This window comes from Gammaproteobacteria bacterium, assembly GCA_034522055.1.
Lineage (GTDB): Bacteria > Pseudomonadota > Gammaproteobacteria > JAABTG01 > JAABTG01 > JAABTG01.
Map to the genome: position 1 here is coordinate 1,770,077 of JAXHLS010000002.1, position 17,386 is coordinate 1,787,462.

The 17,386-nt window shown below is 60.7% G+C and carries 23 protein-coding genes; 11 read left to right on the forward strand and 12 right to left on the reverse strand.

Going from position 1 to position 17,386, the window contains the following annotated elements; translation table 11 throughout:
- The first annotated feature begins 74 nt into the window (after positions 1–74).
- Positions 75–272 (forward strand): hypothetical protein, encoded by a 198-nt coding sequence (locus U5S82_08640; GenBank protein MDZ7751714.1) that lies wholly within the window; start codon positions 75–77, stop codon positions 270–272.
- A 157-nt stretch (positions 273–429) separates the two neighbouring features.
- Here the strand turns inward: U5S82_08640 and U5S82_08645 are convergent, their stop codons facing one another.
- The 3 genes from U5S82_08645 to U5S82_08655 all read right to left on the reverse strand — a co-directional run bounded on the left by U5S82_08645 (position 430) and on the right by U5S82_08655 (position 2,287).
- A complete protein-coding gene (locus tag U5S82_08645) occupies positions 430–882 on the reverse strand; it encodes a DNA-binding protein (protein MDZ7751715.1) in 453 nt (150 codons plus the stop codon).
- Positions 869–1,471, reverse strand: coding sequence for a nucleotidyltransferase domain-containing protein (locus U5S82_08650; GenBank protein ID MDZ7751716.1), 603 nt, complete (start codon positions 1,469–1,471; stop codon positions 869–871). The genes U5S82_08645 and U5S82_08650 overlap by 14 nt, the downstream gene beginning before the upstream one ends.
- Positions 1,472–1,627: 156 nt before the next feature.
- Positions 1,628–2,287, reverse strand: a complete 660-nt coding sequence (locus U5S82_08655; GenBank protein ID MDZ7751717.1) for a transposase — start codon at positions 2,285–2,287, stop codon at positions 1,628–1,630.
- Between the two features lie 526 nt (positions 2,288–2,813).
- Here U5S82_08655 and U5S82_08660 point away from each other — a divergent pair.
- From U5S82_08660 to U5S82_08680, 5 genes are all read left to right on the forward strand, one after another.
- On the forward strand, positions 2,814–3,449 hold the full coding sequence (locus tag U5S82_08660) for a VPLPA-CTERM sorting domain-containing protein (GenBank protein MDZ7751718.1): 636 nt from the start codon (positions 2,814–2,816) through the stop codon (positions 3,447–3,449).
- Between the two features lie 378 nt (positions 3,450–3,827).
- On the forward strand, positions 3,828–4,385 hold the full coding sequence (locus U5S82_08665; protein MDZ7751719.1) for a Uma2 family endonuclease: 558 nt from the start codon (positions 3,828–3,830) through the stop codon (positions 4,383–4,385).
- Positions 4,386–4,482: 97 nt separating this feature from the next.
- The gene (locus U5S82_08670) at positions 4,483–4,899 is read left to right on the forward strand and encodes a hypothetical protein (protein MDZ7751720.1); all 417 of its coding nucleotides are present in this window, start codon (positions 4,483–4,485) and stop codon (positions 4,897–4,899) included.
- Between the two features lie 24 nt (positions 4,900–4,923).
- On the forward strand, positions 4,924–5,418 hold the full coding sequence (locus U5S82_08675; protein MDZ7751721.1) for a hypothetical protein: 495 nt from the start codon (positions 4,924–4,926) through the stop codon (positions 5,416–5,418).
- A gap of 91 nt (positions 5,419–5,509) precedes the next feature.
- Entirely contained in the window at positions 5,510–5,773 is a 264-nt protein-coding gene (locus U5S82_08680) for a helix-hairpin-helix domain-containing protein (protein ID MDZ7751722.1), read from the forward strand.
- Between the two features lie 54 nt (positions 5,774–5,827).
- Here the strand turns inward: U5S82_08680 and U5S82_08685 are convergent, their stop codons facing one another.
- From U5S82_08685 to U5S82_08700, 4 genes are all read right to left on the reverse strand, one after another.
- The gene (locus tag U5S82_08685) at positions 5,828–6,487 is read right to left on the reverse strand and encodes a transposase (GenBank protein MDZ7751723.1); all 660 of its coding nucleotides are present in this window, start codon (positions 6,485–6,487) and stop codon (positions 5,828–5,830) included.
- 343 nt (positions 6,488–6,830) lie between these two features.
- Positions 6,831–7,283 (reverse strand): DNA-binding protein, encoded by a 453-nt coding sequence (locus U5S82_08690; protein ID MDZ7751724.1) that lies wholly within the window; start codon positions 7,281–7,283, stop codon positions 6,831–6,833.
- A complete protein-coding gene (locus U5S82_08695; GenBank protein ID MDZ7751725.1) occupies positions 7,270–7,872 on the reverse strand; it encodes a nucleotidyltransferase domain-containing protein in 603 nt (200 codons plus the stop codon). The genes U5S82_08690 and U5S82_08695 overlap by 14 nt, the downstream gene beginning before the upstream one ends.
- Positions 7,873–8,286: 414 nt before the next feature.
- A protein-coding gene (locus U5S82_08700) for an ISNCY family transposase (GenBank protein MDZ7751726.1) occupies positions 8,287–9,787 on the reverse strand; the annotation gives its coding sequence in 2 pieces (ribosomal slippage) (positions 8,287–9,307 and positions 9,306–9,787; 1,503 coding nt in all).
- 360 nt (positions 9,788–10,147) lie between these two features.
- Between U5S82_08700 and U5S82_08705 the strand changes: the two genes are divergently transcribed.
- From U5S82_08705 to U5S82_08720, 4 genes are all read left to right on the forward strand, one after another.
- The gene (locus U5S82_08705) at positions 10,148–10,576 is read left to right on the forward strand and encodes an Ada metal-binding domain-containing protein (protein ID MDZ7751727.1); all 429 of its coding nucleotides are present in this window, start codon (positions 10,148–10,150) and stop codon (positions 10,574–10,576) included.
- On the forward strand, positions 10,542–10,853 hold the full coding sequence (locus U5S82_08710) for a hypothetical protein (protein MDZ7751728.1): 312 nt from the start codon (positions 10,542–10,544) through the stop codon (positions 10,851–10,853). Before U5S82_08705 ends, U5S82_08710 begins: the two co-directional genes overlap by 35 nt.
- A 122-nt stretch (positions 10,854–10,975) precedes the next feature.
- Positions 10,976–11,287 (forward strand): type II toxin-antitoxin system RelE/ParE family toxin, encoded by a 312-nt coding sequence (locus tag U5S82_08715; protein ID MDZ7751729.1) that lies wholly within the window; start codon positions 10,976–10,978, stop codon positions 11,285–11,287.
- Complete coding sequence (locus tag U5S82_08720; protein ID MDZ7751730.1) at positions 11,280–11,567, forward strand: helix-turn-helix domain-containing protein; 288 nt, start codon at positions 11,280–11,282, stop codon at positions 11,565–11,567. Before U5S82_08715 ends, U5S82_08720 begins: the two co-directional genes overlap by 8 nt.
- A gap of 65 nt (positions 11,568–11,632) precedes the next feature.
- Here U5S82_08720 and U5S82_08725 read toward each other — a convergent pair whose 3' ends face one another.
- Positions 11,633–12,967 (reverse strand): TlpA disulfide reductase family protein, encoded by a 1,335-nt coding sequence (locus tag U5S82_08725; GenBank protein MDZ7751731.1) that lies wholly within the window; start codon positions 12,965–12,967, stop codon positions 11,633–11,635.
- A 275-nt stretch (positions 12,968–13,242) separates the two neighbouring features.
- Here U5S82_08725 and U5S82_08730 point away from each other — a divergent pair, with 275 nt between their 5' ends.
- On the forward strand, positions 13,243–14,202 hold the full coding sequence (locus U5S82_08730; protein ID MDZ7751732.1) for a hypothetical protein: 960 nt from the start codon (positions 13,243–13,245) through the stop codon (positions 14,200–14,202).
- Positions 14,203–14,219: 17 nt separating this feature from the next.
- On the opposite strand, the gene U5S82_08735 is transcribed toward U5S82_08730, so the two are convergent.
- The 4 genes from U5S82_08735 to U5S82_08750 form a co-directional block, all read right to left on the reverse strand.
- Positions 14,220–14,900 carry a transposase gene (locus U5S82_08735; GenBank protein MDZ7751733.1) on the reverse strand — a complete coding sequence of 227 codons (681 nt, stop codon included), beginning with the start codon at positions 14,898–14,900 and terminating at the stop codon, positions 14,220–14,222.
- 141 nt (positions 14,901–15,041) lie between these two features.
- On the reverse strand, positions 15,042–15,302 hold the full coding sequence (locus U5S82_08740; protein ID MDZ7751734.1) for a helix-turn-helix transcriptional regulator: 261 nt from the start codon (positions 15,300–15,302) through the stop codon (positions 15,042–15,044).
- A 1-nt stretch (position 15,303) separates the two neighbouring features.
- Positions 15,304–15,585 (reverse strand): type II toxin-antitoxin system mRNA interferase toxin, RelE/StbE family, encoded by a 282-nt coding sequence (locus U5S82_08745; protein MDZ7751735.1) that lies wholly within the window; start codon positions 15,583–15,585, stop codon positions 15,304–15,306.
- A 243-nt stretch (positions 15,586–15,828) separates the two neighbouring features.
- The gene (locus U5S82_08750) at positions 15,829–17,130 is read right to left on the reverse strand and encodes an IS4 family transposase (protein MDZ7751736.1); all 1,302 of its coding nucleotides are present in this window, start codon (positions 17,128–17,130) and stop codon (positions 15,829–15,831) included.
- Positions 17,131–17,386 lie beyond the last annotated feature (256 nt).

A 17,386-nucleotide genomic window follows, 5' to 3' on the forward strand; every position in this document is an offset into this window, starting at 1 on the left:
CGACCGATGGCCGTCCACAAATCCTACGCACCTGACGCAGGCCAACCCAGCCTCACGACCCAGGAGACCACATCATGAGCATGAAAGTCTTGCGGCTGTACACGCACTGGCAGGCGGAAGACGCCTACAGTGTGCTCACCTTCATCGACGAGCTGCGCGAGCAGATCATCAATGAATATGGCGAGGAGATCGTGCAGATGCTGCAAGAGGCCCGTGCCGTTGGCGAAGAACAGCAGCTGGAACTGCCATTCGCTGACGTAGCACAGTTCTGATCGAGAAACCTGCGTGCAGGATCAGTGAGGAATGAACGCGGGCAGGAAACCCTCACGAAAAGTGAAAATGGTACCCTCGAAGACTGTGCTTACACTCAGCTATCGCGCAAAGCCGGTATTGGCGCGGGTTTTTCGTTGGGCACAGGCGTAGATACCACTATTCTTCTTTATTCCGAAGCAACTCTGCCTTGTTCTCTTTCAACCAACCAACAACGGCATTCCGCAACGTCTCGGCATACGACACACATTCCTCCATCGCGCTGGCTGGCACGGTATCACCGGAGTAATCCGCGACATTACGCTGCTTGCGTAAGGCATCCAGTACAATCACCAGCTGTTTGTCCACGCCCACCGTCTGGCTGAGGGTCTGGATCATGGTCATGTGATGACCGGGCCTGCTCGTCAGAGTCCTGAAACCATTGGCTTGCAGGGCCGCGTTGGCAAGCTGCATGATGGCCTTGTAAGCCGCATCGAAACGATTCTCGGTGCTGATCTCCTTCACGTGCGCATCGGCAATGTTCCGCTCCGCCGCCGACAACAGCCGCGCGATTATTGCCGCGTCCGGCGTGACCTTTTCCAGGCTGATCCCGACAAGATTATCCAGGCTCATCGTCGTTCCCGATCACATCGAGGCGCGGCTTTGCCATCAGTTCGGTGACAAAGGCATCCTGCGCGGTCTTCATTCGAGTCCATTCCTCCTTGCGGTAAATCTTCGGATTTATTTCCCGGCCGAGGGTTTCCTGAACCGGATAGAGCGCCTTCACCACATCCGCGAATCCCGCTTCACCAATAATCAGCAAGTCGATGTCGCTGCTCGCGCTCTCCTTGCCACTGGCCACGGAACCAAAAATGAAGGCCCGATCAATAAGTTCCGCCAGCGGTGTTAGCGCACGCCGGATGACCTCGGTTGCGCCAACGGTTTTTTTGACAATACCAATCAATTCGCCGTAGATCGGGCACCGTGGGTTCGCCTGGTAGTGGTGCTGGTTTCCAATCCGGGTCATACGCAGAATACCCGCCGCCCGCATGCGGTCGAGTTCGCGCTTTATGGTCGCCACTCCCATGCCGGTCAGGCGCAGGATCTCCTTGGTATAAAAAGTCCGGTCCGGCTGCCCGTACAGCAAACCCAGAACCTTTTTCTGGGTCTCGGTAAACAGGGCATTACTGAGGGCCCCATAGAGCCCAATCCAATCGTTCATAATAGATGAACGATAGTTCATTAATTATGAACGATCAACCCGGCTGTTGGCGGCTGCTTAAACCCGCGCACAAATGGCGAACAGGGCCGATATTACGTATTACGGGTATTACGGTGACAGTGCATTTAATTCTCCTGCTTATCACCGCCTCCTCGCCTATGGCGGCTTCGGCCCCCGCTTGCCGGGCTTCAGCGTTCGCCCGACCTGCTCCTCGACCCGCCGCAGAAAGGCATCGTTTCCAATGGGGCGGCCGATTGTTTCCGACCGGCGCAGGGCGTCGAACCGGGCGTCTTCTTCGCCGGCAGCGATTATCTGCTTCGCGGCCACCAGGTACGGCGTCAGCGCCCAGACGTCCGTCACGCCGTCCCCCTTGCCGGGACGAAGGTAGGCGTGGATGGATGACCAGGGCCAGTCCTGCACTTTTTCCACCAGCCGTGCCCGCAGGGGGTTCAACACCACATAGGCCATGGCCGCGACCAGATGTGCCTCGTCCATCGCCACACACCCGAACCGGCCCTGCCAGAAATGACCGGTGCGCCGTTCGCGGGCATGAACATGCCCGGCATACTGCCGGTGAACCCGCGACAGCACCACCCGCAGCCCGTCCTTGTCCGACGGCGTCAGGATCAGATGAACGTGGTTCGGCATCAGGCACCATCCCCAAATACCGACCCCGTAATGTCGGCCATGATCGACCAGGAGGTCCCGATAGAGGCGATAGTCCGCGTCGCCAAAAAACGTCCGTGCCCGCCCGTTGCCGCGCTGGGTCACGTGATGCGGAACATCCGAAAGGACGACGCGGGCGAGGCGAGCCATGGAACGAAACTAACCGGAGGTGACGAGGGAGTCAATTGAATGCACTGTCACCGTAATTCAGGGAGTCAATTGAATGCACTGTCACCGTAATTCGGACGAGGGAGTCAATTGAATGTACTGTCACCGTAATTCGTAATTCGTCACCGTAATTCGCTGGACGTGGGTAAAAAGGGGGGTTCTTCTTCCACTACGTGTGGACTTGGGTGAAAAGGGCGTTAATCCTTCCTATACTTTGTCTGGCGCATTTTGCGTTGTCCTGAACACAACATATGTTGGCGCCGGGTTAATATTTACCTCGTTTGGGCGATGCGGGCATTATCCAGTCATGTTAAAAGTGGGAGTCAGGCGACATATTTCACTGCATTCAGGAGTACTCGCTTCGATAGCCTTCACGGAATCAGAAGGCCCTGTCTGGTGCAAAAATGTAAGTTTTCAGGAGTAAAAAATAATGACTAATCGATGGCGGTTTCTCCTGTTGGCCCCCTGTTTTTTACTGTCAGGGCAGGCATACGGCGTAACAATTTCGATGAATACCACGGCGTTTCAAGCCATTGATCCGACGTTCTTTGCGTTGTTCAGGAGCCAGGCGCTGGAAGATGAAATTAATACGAAGATTTTCAGCGGATTCGGCCTGGAATTGGAGGTGGCGGCACCGACGGGTGGTACTGTAGCGGTGGACGACCTCAGTTTAGAAGGCCCGGGTCTGACGGTGATCGGTGGCTCAGGATTCATTTTGCGCTGGGTGAACCCGGTCGAACAAGTTCGTATCGGATTCAGCGATCACAAAGACAACGATGATAGAACCGTACGTGCCTATGATGTCCCCGTGGATTACCTACGAGACCCGTCGCAAACTTCACAGAGCGTCAATGGCAACGTCATACAGAATCCCACGGCAACGGCGATTGATCTGGCGATGGGTACGGTGACCTCGGGATCAAACCTCGACCTGGTCGTTGGCGGCCCGGGAGTAGCGCCGATCTCTTCCGTATTCGTTCAAACCAACAAGTTTCTGACTTCCTGGCTGGACGTCGAGTTTACACCGGCGCTGATCGACCCTCCCTCTGCGGTTCCCCTTCCTGCCTCGGCCTGGCTGTTTTTAAGCGGCATGTGCGGGCTGTTTGGCTTGAGCCACCGGCGGAAGCATTCCGCACCCGGCTGATCTCCAGGGTTTCAGTCGCTGCACATTTCGAATTACGGAATTACGGTGACAGTGCATTTAATTGACTCCCGCGTCACCTTCCACTGTCACCGTAATTCCGTAATTCCCGTCGGCTGCCAGGAGCAGCCGGCCTACGTCTCTGATTTTCGAGTTGTTTCGTGTATTTCGTGGTTAAAACCGTCGGTTGCTCTTGGCTACCGACACTCGGGGTAACTTTCGCGCCTTTCGCGTATTCTGTAGTTATATCATGCCTTTCGTGATTTTCGTGTCTTTCGTGGTTGTCTCAAAGGCAACGCGGGTTCGGGCGGCTTTACGCGGTGGCGGCTTTTTGCTATCAACGGACGCAGCCGCATCATTCGGATGCCTCGGAGCACGGGGATGACCATCGCCGCACCACAAGCCTTTCGCTGGACCCGGGACATGTACGACCGCATGGTGGATGAGGGGATCCTGGGCCCCCATACCCGGGTGCAGCTCATCGATGGAGCGGTGATAGAGATGACGCCCCAGGGCAGCCGCCACGCCGGTGTGGTGCAGCTCGTCGGAGAGGCCTTGCGCAAGGGCTGCCCGGAGGATGCCCACGTGCGTTTTCAGTTGCCCCTGGCCCTGGATGACCATTCGGAACCGGAGCCAGACGTGGCCGTCGTGCCAGGGGTGCCCCGGGACTACATCAAGGCTCATCCCGCCACGGCGCTGCTGGTGGTGGAGGTGGCGGAGTCGAGCCTCGGTCTGGATCGTACCCGCAAGCAGCGCGTCTACGCCCGCAACGCCATTCCGGAGTACTGGATCGCCAACCTCGCCGAGGCGGCCCTGGAGGTTCACCGCAGCCCGCGGGGAGAGGCCTATGAAGAGCGCCGAGAGTTGAAGGCCGGGGCCACCATCGCCCCCCTGGCCTGGGCAGGCGCCCCGCTGGCGGTGGCGGACCTCTTGCCCTGAGTGCTCCCCCTCGCTTCATACCGGGCCCCGGGGCCGGGCTGTATTTTTCCCTTCCTCCCATTAGACTTGCAGCAAATCCATGGCAGGGAGAGCGGCAGTGGCACTGGCCCAGGAAGACATAGACTACATCAAGCACCACGTGGTGGACTGGCTCACGGAGTGGGGTTTCAGTCGCGTTGGAAGCGGCTTCGACCCGGAGTTACGGGAACGGGTGGTGCGGGTGGAGGAGGAACTCCGGCACCAGCGGGAGCTGATGCAGCAGGGGTTTGCGCTGATGGAAAAGCGCTTTGAGCAGGTCGACAAGCGCTTCGAGCAGGTCGACAAACGTTTCGAGCAAGTGGAAAAGCGCTTCGAGCAGGTCGACAAGCGCTTCGAGGAGATGATCGGACGTTTCCAGCAGGTCGATACCCGTTTCGACCAACTCACCCGCCGCATGGATCGCTTCATGGTGTGGTCCTTCGCCACCACCCTGGCCGTGGGCGGCCTGGTGGTGGGGATCCTCAAGGCCGGCTGACCCCACGCTGCCGGAAAGCCTGCCATGCCCGTCCCACCTTCCGAGCGTGAATGCCAACCCTGCACCGGCTGTTGTGACGGCTGGGTGCGCATGGAGGTCTATGGCCACGAGGTGGCGCCGGGCAAGCCGTGCCGCTTCAGCACCGGCGCGGGGTGTGCCATCTACGAAGACCGTCCCGAGGACCCGTGCAAGAACTTCATCTGCGGCTGGCGCATGGCGGGCAGTCCCTATCCCGAATGGATGCGCCCCGACCGCGCCAAGGTGCTGATCATCCCCGGGGTGCGGGAATGGCACGGGCGGCCCGTGGACCTGGCCGTGCCGGTGGGTCGGCGCATTCCCGGCCGCGCCCTGGATTGGCTGAAACGCTACGCCACAGAGCAGGCCCGCCCCCTCATCTACACCGAGCAGGTGCTGACCCCGGAGGGTTACGCGGTCGAACAGCAAGCCATCGGTTACGGCCCGCCGGAATTCCAGGAGGAGATCCGGCGCCTGGCGGCGGCGGGGGTGAAGCTCTGGTAGGGCTTCTATTGGCAAGCGTTTTGGCCTAATCTTTACCCGTCGTCGGAGACGACAGCTAAACGGAACTTTCAACCAAAGGAGATCGTGAATCATGAAGATTCTAAGGAGTGCCATTCTTTCCCTCGCCTTAGTCCTGCCTTCCATGGTCCTTGCCCTCGGTCCGGTGAACATCAACACCGCCAGCGCCGAGGTCATCGCCGAGGCCATCAAGGGGGTGGGCATGCAGAAGGCCAGCGCCATCGTCGCCTACCGCGATGCCCATGGTCCGTTCAAGTCAGTGGACGAACTGGCGGCGGTCAAGGGCATCGGGGCCAAGACCCTGGAGCAGAACCGCGCCAAGCTGACCACCGAATAGGCGGCATTACGGTGACAGTGCACTTAATACTGCTGCCCATCACCGCCGCCTCGCCTATCGCGGCTTCGGCCCCCGCTTGCCGGGCTTCAGTGTTCGCCCGACCTGCTCCTCGACCCGCCGCAGAAAGGCATCGTTTCCAATGGGGCGGCCGATTGTTTCCGACCGGCGCAGGGCGTCGAACCGGGCGTCTTCCTCGCCGGCAGCGATGAGCTGCTTCGCGGCCACCAGGTACGGCGTCAGCGCCTCGACGTCCGTCACGCCGTCCCCCTTGCCGGGACGAAGGTAGGCGTGGATGGATGACCAAGGCCAGTCCTGCACTTTTTCCACCAGCCGTGCCCGCAGGGGGTTCAGCACCACATAGGCCATGGCGGCGACCAGATGCGCCTCGTCCATTGCCACACAGCCGAACCGGCCCTGCCAGAAATGATCGGTGCGCCGTTCGCGGGCATGAACATGCCCGGCATACTGCCGGTGAACCCGCGACAGCACTGCCCGCAGCCCGTCCTTGTCCGACGGCGTCAGGATCAGATGAACGTGGTTCGGCATCAGGCACCATCCCCAAATACCGCCCCCGTGTTGTCGGCCATGATCGACCAGGAGGTCCCGATAGAGGCGATAGTCCGCGTCGCCAAAAAACGTCCGCGCCCGCCCGTTGCCGCGCTGGGTCACGTGATGCGGAACATGCGAAAGGACGACGCGGGCGAGGCGAGCCATGGAACGAAACTAACCGGAGGTGTCGAGGGAGTCAATTGAATGCACTGTCACCGTAATTCCGTAATTCTGGTTGTGACGGCTCTAAAACCATTTTAACCGCGAAAGACGCGAAAGAATAAATGGAGAGGGCTCCCCCTTTTCAACCCGGCGCATCTCCAGCCCGAGCGCTCCGGCGGTGGCCCTTAACTTTCGCGCCTTTCGCGTTTTTCGTAGTTATCTATGTCTTTCGTGACTTTCGTGGTTAATGAATCTGTAGGTCGGTTGCTCCTGGCAACCGACAGCCCGCTATCGCGCAAAGCCGGTATTGGCGCGGGTTTTTCGTTGGGCACAGGCGTAGATACCACTATTCTTCTTTATTCCGAAGCAACTCTGCCTTGTTCTCTTTCAACCAACCAACAACGGCATTCCGCAACGTCTCGGCATACGACACACATTCCTCCATCGCGCTGGCTGGCACGGTATCACCGGAGTAATCCGCGACATTACGCTGCTTGCGTAAGGCATCCAGTACAATCACCAGCTGTTTGTCCACGCCCACCGTCTGGCTGAGGGTCTGGATCATGGTCATGTGATGACCGGGCCTGCTCGTCAGAGTCCTGAAACCATTGGCTTGCAGGGCCGCGTTGGCGAGCTGCATGATGGCCTTGTAAGCCGCATCGAAACGATTCTCGGTGCTGATCTCCTTCACGTGCGCATCGGCAATGTTCCGCTCCGCCGCCGACAACAGCCGCGCGATTATTGCCGCGTCCGGCGTGACCTTTTCCAGGCTGATCCCGACAAGATTATCCAGGCTCATCGTCGTTCCCGATCACATCGAGGCGCGGCTTTGCCATCAGTTCGGTGACAAAGGCATCCTGCGCGGTCTTCATTCGAGTCCATTCCTCCTTGCGGTAAATCTTCGGATTTATTTCCCGGCCGAGGGTTTCCTGAACCGGATAGAGCGCCTTCACCACATCCGCGAATCCCGCTTCACCAATAATCAGCAAGTCGATGTCGCTGCTCGCGCTCTCCTTGCCACTGGCCACGGAACCAAAAATGAAGGCCCGATCAATAAGTTCCGCCAGCGGTGTTAGCGCACGCCGGATGACCTCGGTTGCGCCAACGGTTTTTTTGACAATACCAATCAATTCGCCGTAGATCGGGCACCGTGGGTTCGCCTGGTAGTGGTGCTGGTTTCCAATCCGGGTCATACGCAGAATACCCGCCGCCCGCATGCGGTCGAGTTCGCGCTTTATGGTCGCCACTCCCATGCCGGTCAGGCGCAGGATCTCCTTGGTATAAAAAGTCCGGTCCGGCTGCCCGTACAGCAAACCCAGAACCTTTTTCTGGGTCTCGGTAAACAGGGCATTACTGAGAGCCCCATAGAGCCCAATCCAATCGTTCATAATAGATGAACGATAGTTCATTAATTATGAACGATCAACCCGGCTGTTGGCGGCTGCTTAAACCCGCGCATTATGTATTGCGTGACATAATGCGCGGGTTTTTACAGCCACCTACATCAGCGCATGCCTTGGCGTGAAGCACATCGGAAAGCCGTGTACGGGAGAACCGTATGCACGGTTTGATGAGGGAGGGCTGGCCCTGGTGGCTACGGCCCGGCTATTTAGTGCCTGCACGAAAACCCGTATTTCCCGGCAAATTCCCAGCGTGACACTCAGGTACTGATGGCCGGTGTTCCACCTTGGCGACTGTTTTGAGATGCGTGGCGTCATCCAATGCGAATGCTTCGCATTGATGGTGATGTGCAGACGCTCCTCTCCTGTCCGCGTGGCGCGGTATCGGCTTCGGAGCGCTGCTCAGGCAGCCTTTCGGTAGGGGCCGCGCCTTCGCCGCTCCCGCTCTTGTTCTTGCTGACGCAGCAGCGCGCCAAGGCGGTGAATGTTGCGTGCGAGCACGGCCAGCGCCACATAGCGCTTGAAGCCCTCGATGCCGTGGTCCGGACACTTGTCCAGACCATGAACCTCCAGGGCATTGATGGCCGACTCCACCGCCGAATGGCGATGGCGCAGGCGCAGAAATTCCTCATCACTCTCGCGCACCTTGTCGGCCTGAGAGAGACGACCCTTCTTCGGCAGGACCACCCGCTCCAGACGCTCAGCCAAGGCCGCCTGGTTGGCTGGACTGTGGAAGCCCTTGTCCATGCTAACAGCGCGCAGTGGCGCAAATCGCTCCTTCGTCTCCTCAACCATCGGTACGGCCACCTGATCATCGGTGCACATCTGCATCACCTGGTGGTGCAGGATGAAACGGTCGCTGTCCTCCATCACGCACACCCGCAACCCCAACTCCACCGGCACCCCGGCCTTGCCCTTGCTGATCCACTCGGTGTGGGGCTCGAACAACGAGAAGACCTTCTCCTTGTGGGGGATGCGCTCGCCCTGGAGCACGCGGCGGCGGATCTGATCGATCTGCCGATTGGCGTGGGTCATGAATTCATCAAGCTCGCGCAGCAGCCCCTCGCTCAGCGCACAGGAGGCCGGCACTTTCTGGCGGATCTGCTCGGCACGGGTCAGGTGGTCCTCGGCCAGTTCCAGGTAGGTGCCGTGGGCCTCGGCGATATCCTGCAGTTTGGCTTGACGCTTGTCTTCGTCCTTGGAGGTGGAGTGTTTGAGCCGCTGGACGATTCGGTACTGGCGCTTAAACTGGCGCTGATGGTGGGCATGCTGACGCCAACCGGGCAGCGCGTGGAGTTCGGCCAGTTCGGTGCTCAAATCGATGACCTTACGGATGGCGTCGAGCAGCAAGTTGATGTCGGTGGGGAAATGCACATCGGTCTCCACCACGAACGAGTCACAGCGCCCGACGAGCCCTTCTTCTAGGTTTTTTTAGCGCCTTGTGCCCCGCACGCACCACCTCTTGATTGATCCGGTCCAGGAGCTCCGGGGTGAACAGGCGCAGATTATCCCGTAGCGTCTGCATCGGGTAGAGATAGGTGTCGGTCCAGTCGCCGTGCCCGAGGAACTGGCGGATCGTGTTGTGCTCGTTGGCCAGTTCCCGGACCCTGTCGTAGTCGGCACTGAGCCCCAGGCGCAGTACGCCAAGCACCAGGATCTTCCACTGCGACATCCCCGGCCGACCGGCGTTAGGGGCCACCAGGACATTTTCTGCCTCGCTATCACGTACCGGGCGCACCTCTTCAAGGATCGCGAAAACCCGCTCGCGCAACGCGGGCGTGGTGTAGATGTGCTGCAGTCCCCGCAGGAGCTGCGGGATGTCATCGCGCGATTTGGGATCGAGCCAAATCGCGCCGATGTCCTGCTCGCCGATCTGCATTTGCGGCTCGATCACCTTGCGCATACGAATTTCATCCTGGCGAAGATTGCGTCTCTCAAGGGCCTTGTGCGCCTGTACCGTCCGGCCCTCACCGGTTACGCCGCCATTATATCAATGCAGATCAATGCGTTACAGATTTATCTTGCAATCCAGCAAACGGAACCGTCGCATTCTTCGCGTCGCGATTATTAGCTTATGCCGTTGATCAATAAACTCTTTTGAGTTTCTCGTGCAGGCACTATTTAGGCACCGCCAAACGAAAGGGGCGGGAACCGCTAAGCCGGACCTACGGGCGTTAGGGCCTGCTCTCTACTCTACCCGGGACTCGGGGGTTTCGGTGGCACAGTGGGATTATAGTGACCCGGGCGATTCGGTGAAGCTGCCATGTTACCGGAGCATCACATCTGCGAGGGGGCGAGGCTGGCGCGGGAGCCGCGTTTCGACGGGGCGTTCTTCGTCGGCGTGCTGACCAACGGCATCTACTGCCCCCCATCTGCCGGGCTCGGCAGCCGGCGTCGTTTCAACGACGAGCTGGATAGGGTGTTCGGCCGCAGTCCGCGGGCGTTGCGGGGGGCGGGCCGCGGCGGCCGGTCGGCGCGGCAGTCGCGCGGACACCTGGCGGCCCTGGCGGGCCTACGCGGTGATGTACCCGTGGAAATGGTCCCAGCGGCGACCATCCTGAAACGAATCGAAGTCCTACGACAGGATCCGCGCGGTGAAGGGGGCGTAAAATGGGCCTGCGCTCAAGCCCGAATTCCGGATAACAGGAGGATTGAAGATGCAGCTGAAACTCGACGAGGACAGGTTCGATGAATTGCAGGCCATCTTCATCGGCGAGGTCATCGACAAGGTCAGGATCAAGCTCGCGGAAGCCGGCCTGAAAGGCCTCGAACTGGAAGAAATCACCGCCAGCATTGCCTTCAGCATCGCGAGCACCATCGATGACACCTCGCAGATCGAGGCCAACGGCGTCGAAGTCCATCCGTACATCACTTTTCGCGACGAGGACGACAACCTTATCCACAGTGGCGAGAACTCCTGCACCTACGACTTCGTCCGTGGTGCATTGCAGGAACGCTTCGATGTCTAGGTTTCACCTGGCCGACGGGGTCGGGTTGCCGGAGGGATAATGGGCGTACTCCCATAAGGCACAGAAACATCTCACACCGGCCCGGGCTTGATTGTTATACGGCATTGCCGTATTTTTTTACGATGCTCTTCATCGAAACCTCGACATTCACCAAGCTGTTGCAGAGTTACCTCACAGACGACGAGTACCGCGGGCTTCAAACATATCTTTTGCAGAAGCCGGATGCGGGGGATCTCATCAAAGGCTCAGGTGGTGTTCGCAAAGTCCGATGGGCAACAGCGGGTTCAGGAAAGAGCGGTGGTATCAGAGTGATTTACTATTGGAAGAAATCTGACCACGAAATATGGATGCTCACGCTGTACAGTAAATCGGAGCGCGCCAGTATTCCTGGGCACACGCTCAAGCAGATAGCGGAGGCAATCAAAAATGGGTGACAGAAACCTTGGGACAGAGATTCTTGACGGTATCAATGAAATCAAGCAGTTCAAGAAGGCTAAGGTGGCACTGCGGACTCATGAGCTTTCAGAGCCCTCGCCGCCCAAGGTGATCAGGCTGAAGCTGAACATGTCGCAATCAGCCTTTGCCGGTCTTATGGGAGTAAGCGTGCGAACCCTTCAGGACTGGGAGCAGGGTCGGCGGGCGCCGCAAGGCCCGGCGGTTGCGCTGTTGCGTATTGCTGAGCAGTATCCGGAAGTCTTCAATCAGCTTCACTGAGCAAAGGGAGTGTAACCACGCTGTGGACCGGATCACGCAGCCGGCCGGTGAGCGCGCCCCGGTGCTCAGCCGCCCTCCGGCAGGAGCGCCTTGAGAGCCTCCACCACCTCCGGAGCGTCCCAGGCGATGGCCGCGTTCACCCCGTAGACGATGGTCGCGTCGGGGCCGATAACGAATGTGGCGGGGAGGGTGAACACCCCCCAGTCGGCCGCCACCCGGCCCCCGGGGTCGAGTAGCACCGGGAAATCCACCTGCACCTTGTCCATGAACGCCCGGATCTCTGCGGGCCCCTCCGCGTAGTTGACGGACACGAGGTCGAAGGGCAACCCCTCCATGTGCTTGCGCAGCCGGTTCAGGGACGGGATCTCCTCCACGCAGGGCGGGCACCAGGTGGCCCAGAAGTTCAGCACCGTCACCTGGCCGGAGTAGTCCTGCAGCCGGTACGGTGTTCCGGAAGCCGTCTCGAGGTCCAGGGGCTGGGGCCGGACCGTGCCCCGGTAGGGCGCGAGGGCGTGGTCCAACCCCGTCGCGCCGGTCTCCTCGGCGGGCGGCTCCGGGGCCGCCGCCAACGGGTGGGGCGTGTGCTCCAGCAGCGCGAGGACCCCGGGCAGGCGCCCGGCAAGGCGCTTGCGCGCGCGCTCCTCGGCCGGGGTCGGCTCCTCGAAGTAGAACACCGAACGCACCTCGGGCAGCGGCTTCAGATAGATCTCGGCGCCGGCGCTGCCGAGGCGCTCGAGGAGGCCGTCCAGGTACCAGCGGTTGTTGGTCTCCGCGGGCTGGATCACCAGGATGGGCACGTTGGTCGCACGGGCCACCGGCACGTAGGGGGGCGGGCGCCCCAGGGCCGGCACCCCGGCGTAGAGGGCGGGCGTGAAGAGTACGGCCCCGGTAAGGATGTCTGTCTCCGGCGCCCGCTGCTGCCATGCGCGGATGCCACGCAGGGCGGGGATGGCGGAGTACTCCTCGGCGACGACGGCCACCGGGCCCCCGTTGGCGGCATGGGCGGCGACCAGCAGATCGGCGACCACGGCGCCGTCCACCTCGCGCAGGGCATCGGGGCCGCGGGGCAGGAACAGGGCGTCGGTAAGGTTGACCAGCCACACCGCGTAGCCGCCATCCGCCAGCGCCTTGGCCAGCCCGCGGTGGCTGTCACGGAAGCCGTAATCGGGGGCGAGCCAGAGGAGGGTATGCCGGCCGTCACCGTAGCGCTCGACCGGGATCTCCTCGCCGTCCCCGCGGAGACGGTAAGCGTCCCGGGATCGGCCCCATCGCCCGCGGCCTGGGCCCAGGCGGGCCAGAACATGAGCCAGGACAGGGGCCAGAAGAGGAGCAGGATCAGAACGGCGCGGAGAGTTCGGGACACGGCTTACCTCGTCGCAGGGCGAGCTACAGCGAAACATGGGCCGCCGGGGCGCGGCGGGTTGGGTCCGTCTATCCTCGCCATCACGCTTGCGAAAGTCCACCAGGCGGCAGGCGGCAGGCGGATGGCAGGAATTCTATACCGGGAGCCTGGGGGGATGCGCGGGTCGCCGGCGAGGAAACGAGGGAGCGAGTGGTCTAGGATCGGCCAAGGGGGATAAACGACAGGCGCCGCGGGCCCCTCATCACGGATGGTGATTCGGTCGCGGGGCGGTCGCCTGGTTTTCGAACGACGCCAATAACCCGAGGAGGAACCATGCCCATGCCTTCACGCGTCACCATCGCGGCCGCCGTCCTGGGGACGGCGGTGGTCCTTGAGCCCGTCCACGCCCTGGAGATGCCGGGGTGTGAGGCGCTGGAGCAGTGGGCCGCCGAGCTCAAGCCCGACGAGACCTTCGCGCCCGTGCCGGAGGTGAAGCTCAGCAATCTCCTGCAGGACGATCTGGCGGTGCCGTTGTTCGGTGTGCCCGCTCTTGAGTGGTCCAACAGCGACATCCTCCAGGTCCGCAAGGGGCTGAACCAGTGTCGTGCCCAGACGAAGGACGAGGCGGCCGGCAGGCGCCTTTACGAGGCCATCAAGGCCATCGACGGCTCGCGCCGGGCCCTGGCCTGGCGCCAGCGGGCCCTGACCCGCCTGGAGCGCACCGTCGACCGGCTCGAGGGGTACCGTCCCAGCCGGCGCCTTGCCGGTCAGCTGGCCCTCGCCCGCGATGTGCTCCTGGGCGAGCCGGCCGATCTGGAGGTCCACGGTCTTCGGCAGATGCCCAACTGGATCGGCCAGATGGAGGAGGCCGGGGGCTACCTGACCCGGGAGGAGTTGGCGCCCCTCGCCACGCGGCTCGCCGAGCGTGAGGCGGAGATGCGCGCCGCCTTCGCCGAGGACGACGAGGCCTTCGAGGCCCTCCAGGAGGAGCTGGCCGGGGTGCCGGTCTCGCCGGGCGGGCTCACCACGCTCCGGGAGCTGGAGCGGTCCCCGGTGCTGCGGAAGGTCTCACCCGGCCAGCTCGATGCCTTCCGGGCCGGCGTCCAGCGCAAGCGCTCGCAGATCCAGGCGGAGATGCGCCGGCAGGAACTGGCCCGGGCCCAGCAGGTCCGCCAGGAGCAGGCCCGGCGCAGCACCCAGGCGCAGCGTCCCGCGGCCCGGAGCGGTGGCGGCCAGGCGGGCGCGGCACCGTCCGGCGGGATGCCCCCGCTGGGCATTACGGCATTACGGTGACAGTGCATTTATTTCCGCTACCCATCACCGCCTCCTCGCCTATGCGGCTTCGGCCCCCGCTTGCCCGGCTTCAGCGTTCGCCCGACCTGCTCCTCGACCCACCGCAGAAAGGCATCGTTTCCAATGGGGCGGCCGATCGTTTCCGACCGGCGCAGGGCGTCGAACCGGGCGTCTTCTTCGCCGGCAGCGATGATCTGCTTCGCGGCCACCAGGTACGGCGTTAGCGCCTCGACGTCCGTCACGCCGTCCCCCTTGTCAGGACGAAGGTAGGCGTGGATGGATGACCAGGGCCAGTCCTGCACTTTTTCCACCAGCCGTGCCCGCAGGGGGTTCAACACCACATAGGCCATGGCCGCGACCAGATGTGCCTCGTCCATCGCCACACACCCGAACCGGCCCTGCCAGAAATGACCGGTGCGCCGTTCGCGGGCATGAACATGCCCGGCATACTGCCGGTGAACCCGCGACAGCACTGCCCGCAGCCCGTCCTTGTCCGACGGCGTCAGGATCAGATGAACGTGGTTCGGCATCAGGCACCATCCCCAAATACCGACCCCGTGTTGTCGGCCATGATCGACCAGGAGGTCCCGATAGAGCCGATAGTCCGCGTCGCCAAAAAACGTCCGTGCTCGCCCGCTGCCGCGCTGGGTCACGTGATGCGGAACATGCGAAAGGACGACGCGGGCGAGGCGAGCCATGGAACGAAACTAACCGGAGGTGTCGACGGAGCCAATTGAATGCACTGTCACCGTAATTCCACTGTCACCGTAATTCGGAAGAAAAGATTCATATTTCTAAAAAGATCAACGCGTTGAGCAACGAGCAAGTGCCATTATTCGTTATGCGGCTGATTCGCGCTCAATATCCCAGCCAGGAAAGACCAGTACAGCGGGATGGCAATTCAGTGCTCGTGCCAATACTTTTGCTCTTTCAACTCCGAGCTGAACACGATCATTCTCAATAGCGGAGATCGTTGATTGCGGAATACCAGTTAATTCAGCCAGTTCGTTTTGGCTGAGCTCCTGCAACTCACGCAGGATTTTGACAGATTCTCCTACGGAGACATCGATGCGTTTTTTGGCTTTGGAATATTCCCTCATGCTACTTCCTCCGATAATCGTGAGGCGTCACGCTTACCACTTCGACGAGAACTCTATCTTTCTTGATCTTGTATATAACTCTAAACTGTTGATTTAAGCGGGATGACCTATGTCCTTTCCACTCCCCGCTTAACGATTCGTCGCGTAATCCCTTAATTTTGCGTAATCCTTGAGGCCCGGATATGGCCACGATATCCTTCCATTTCTCGTACCGCTTAAGTACATCGCTTGGTATAGAGCCAAGCTGCTTGGAAACACGCCTATGCTCATATATGTACCACATACCATAACCAGGATATATACCAATTATGGTATGTCAAGGCTTATTTGCGCATAACGCCTGCCATCAGCCGCGCGAGGTACGAGCGTCGGCTGGATGACTTTGTTAGCATTGAACGCATTCATCGCTTTACTCGGGACTGTTGTCTTTCGTACTGGATCAACCAGCTATGAACCCTTTGCCAGCGGTCTCCCTTACAGCGGAAAGTAAGGAAATATGGTCTATGCCGGGTTCATAGGTTAGTTCTTAAGCCCCAAGATACACATGCTCCAGCCCCAGCTTGAGGCGTCCGGTCTTGCGATCACGGTCCGGATGGGCGCGTTGGGCATTGCCCGCCAGGTAGCGCAACGCGTGTTCGACGTGATGCGGCAGGCGGTCGGGCTCATACAGTAAAGCCGCGAGGATGTTTCGGAGGACATGATGGATGCACTTGGCCACCCGCTGGGTGGAGACGGCCACTTCGAACAGGTGCTGAGTGCGGTGGGCACAGTAGCGTTTCAGGGTGGCGGCGCACAGGGCGGCCCAAATCAGTCCCTCGACGATATGAGGGTTGGCGGTATCGAAGCGGTGCAGGCCCGCGAAGGATTTCCACTCCTTGAACAGGAGCTCTATCTGCCAGCGCAGGCGATAGGCATCGCTGATGTGGGCGGGACTGAAGACGTCGGGGTCGAGGTTGGTGACCAGGTAGCGCAGCCTCCCTTCCTTGGGGTTGGGGTGCGCCACGATGCGGCACTCGAAGCCTTGGCCTTTACTCTCGAAGCGCACCCAGAGGTCGGCATGGTCCAGCTTGCCGAGTTTCGTCAGCAGGGTCTTCAGCGGCTGGTTGGCGGCACCCTTGATGGCCCGGCCATCCGGGCCCGTGGCCCGCAGGACCAGGGGATTGATGCCGGTACCCGCGCGGACGATGAAATGGCCACCCGTCTGGCTGAGGGTCCGCAGGTAACCCGTATCGAAATAGCCCCGATCGGCGAGCAACAGGCCCCCGGTGACCGCTTCGGCCTCGGGCAGAAAAGTACGCTCCGTCGCGCAGTCCGGCGTCATCACCACGCGATTCACCCGCTCCTCCAACAGATTCAAATCCACATGCAACTCCACCGCCGCCGGGCTGATGGCGGTGAACCGCCCGGGATACCTGTCCGCCAGGGCCGGCTTGACCGCAAACGAGGTCCCATCCTGGATGCAAATATGCGCAAACTGCGCAAAAGGGCTCTCGGGCGAGAAACGCAAGGCCTCCACCGCCAGCTCCTCCAGCGCCCGGCCCAGCACGGTGCGCATCAAGGTCGCAAACGCCGGCTTGGCCAGCTGATTGTGAAACGGTTTGTACTGCACCGTCGTCCCGGCCAAGGCATTGAACCCGCGATGCAGATCGGCAATACAACGTGCCGTGCCCGAGGCCATGACCTCCAACAGGCCGAGCACCAGGCGGCTGGCCGTGACCAGCCGGTGGCGCTGGCAAAACCCGGTCTCCCGACCCACGGCATCCAAGGCGCTCACCCCAAAGATACGTATCAACGACTGGGCCACCGTGCTAAATTTTTCATGCTCCATCCGATACCTCCAGATCACGACGTGAATTGGCGTTTGCCTCGTTGATCTGATCGGATGGAGCGCTTTTAGTTCAATGGATCAAGGGCTTACTTAAGATCCTACGTATGATGCCGGGTTAGCCATGCGAAAAAAGATAAGCTTCGCTTGCTGACTTGATTTGTCTCCGGACCAAAGTTCCCAGGCGCGTTGAATCTCAGTTTTCGCTGTGGCCTTCAGGATCCGCTTCTTCGGTTTCTTGTCGTAACAGTCTTCCCAT

Coding starts and splice junctions, on each gene's coding strand:
- U5S82_08695 (MDZ7751725.1), bottom strand. CDS start 7,872: ATGAACGATTGGATTGGGCTCTATGGGGCTCTCAGTAATGCCCTGTTT.
- U5S82_08710 (MDZ7751728.1), top strand. CDS start 10,542: ATGCAGCTGAAACTCGACGAGGACAGGTTCGATGAATTGCAGGCCATC.
- U5S82_08640 (MDZ7751714.1), top strand. CDS start 75: ATGAGCATGAAAGTCTTGCGGCTGTACACGCACTGGCAGGCGGAAGAC.
- U5S82_08660 (MDZ7751718.1), top strand. CDS start 2,814: ATGAATACCACGGCGTTTCAAGCCATTGATCCGACGTTCTTTGCGTTG.
- U5S82_08680 (MDZ7751722.1), top strand. CDS start 5,510: ATGAAGATTCTAAGGAGTGCCATTCTTTCCCTCGCCTTAGTCCTGCCT.
- U5S82_08730 (MDZ7751732.1), top strand. CDS start 13,243: ATGCCCATGCCTTCACGCGTCACCATCGCGGCCGCCGTCCTGGGGACG.
- U5S82_08745 (MDZ7751735.1), bottom strand. CDS start 15,585: ATGTGGTACATATATGAGCATAGGCGTGTTTCCAAGCAGCTTGGCTCT.
- U5S82_08675 (MDZ7751721.1), top strand. CDS start 4,924: ATGCCCGTCCCACCTTCCGAGCGTGAATGCCAACCCTGCACCGGCTGT.
- U5S82_08665 (MDZ7751719.1), top strand. CDS start 3,828: ATGACCATCGCCGCACCACAAGCCTTTCGCTGGACCCGGGACATGTAC.
- U5S82_08655 (MDZ7751717.1), bottom strand. CDS start 2,287: ATGGCTCGCCTCGCCCGCGTCGTCCTTTCGGATGTTCCGCATCACGTG.
- U5S82_08690 (MDZ7751724.1), bottom strand. CDS start 7,283: ATGAGCCTGGATAATCTTGTCGGGATCAGCCTGGAAAAGGTCACGCCG.
- U5S82_08685 (MDZ7751723.1), bottom strand. CDS start 6,487: ATGGCTCGCCTCGCCCGCGTCGTCCTTTCGCATGTTCCGCATCACGTG.
- U5S82_08740 (MDZ7751734.1), bottom strand. CDS start 15,302: ATGAGGGAATATTCCAAAGCCAAAAAACGCATCGATGTCTCCGTAGGA.
- U5S82_08645 (MDZ7751715.1), bottom strand. CDS start 882: ATGAGCCTGGATAATCTTGTCGGGATCAGCCTGGAAAAGGTCACGCCG.
- U5S82_08735 (MDZ7751733.1), bottom strand. CDS start 14,900: ATGGCTCGCCTCGCCCGCGTCGTCCTTTCGCATGTTCCGCATCACGTG.
- U5S82_08720 (MDZ7751730.1), top strand. CDS start 11,280: ATGGGTGACAGAAACCTTGGGACAGAGATTCTTGACGGTATCAATGAA.
- U5S82_08715 (MDZ7751729.1), top strand. CDS start 10,976: ATGCTCTTCATCGAAACCTCGACATTCACCAAGCTGTTGCAGAGTTAC.
- U5S82_08725 (MDZ7751731.1), bottom strand. CDS start 12,967: ATGTTTCGCTGTAGCTCGCCCTGCGACGAGGTAAGCCGTGTCCCGAAC.
- U5S82_08750 (MDZ7751736.1), bottom strand. CDS start 17,130: ATGGAGCATGAAAAATTTAGCACGGTGGCCCAGTCGTTGATACGTATC.
- U5S82_08650 (MDZ7751716.1), bottom strand. CDS start 1,471: ATGAACGATTGGATTGGGCTCTATGGGGCCCTCAGTAATGCCCTGTTT.
- U5S82_08705 (MDZ7751727.1), top strand. CDS start 10,148: ATGTTACCGGAGCATCACATCTGCGAGGGGGCGAGGCTGGCGCGGGAG.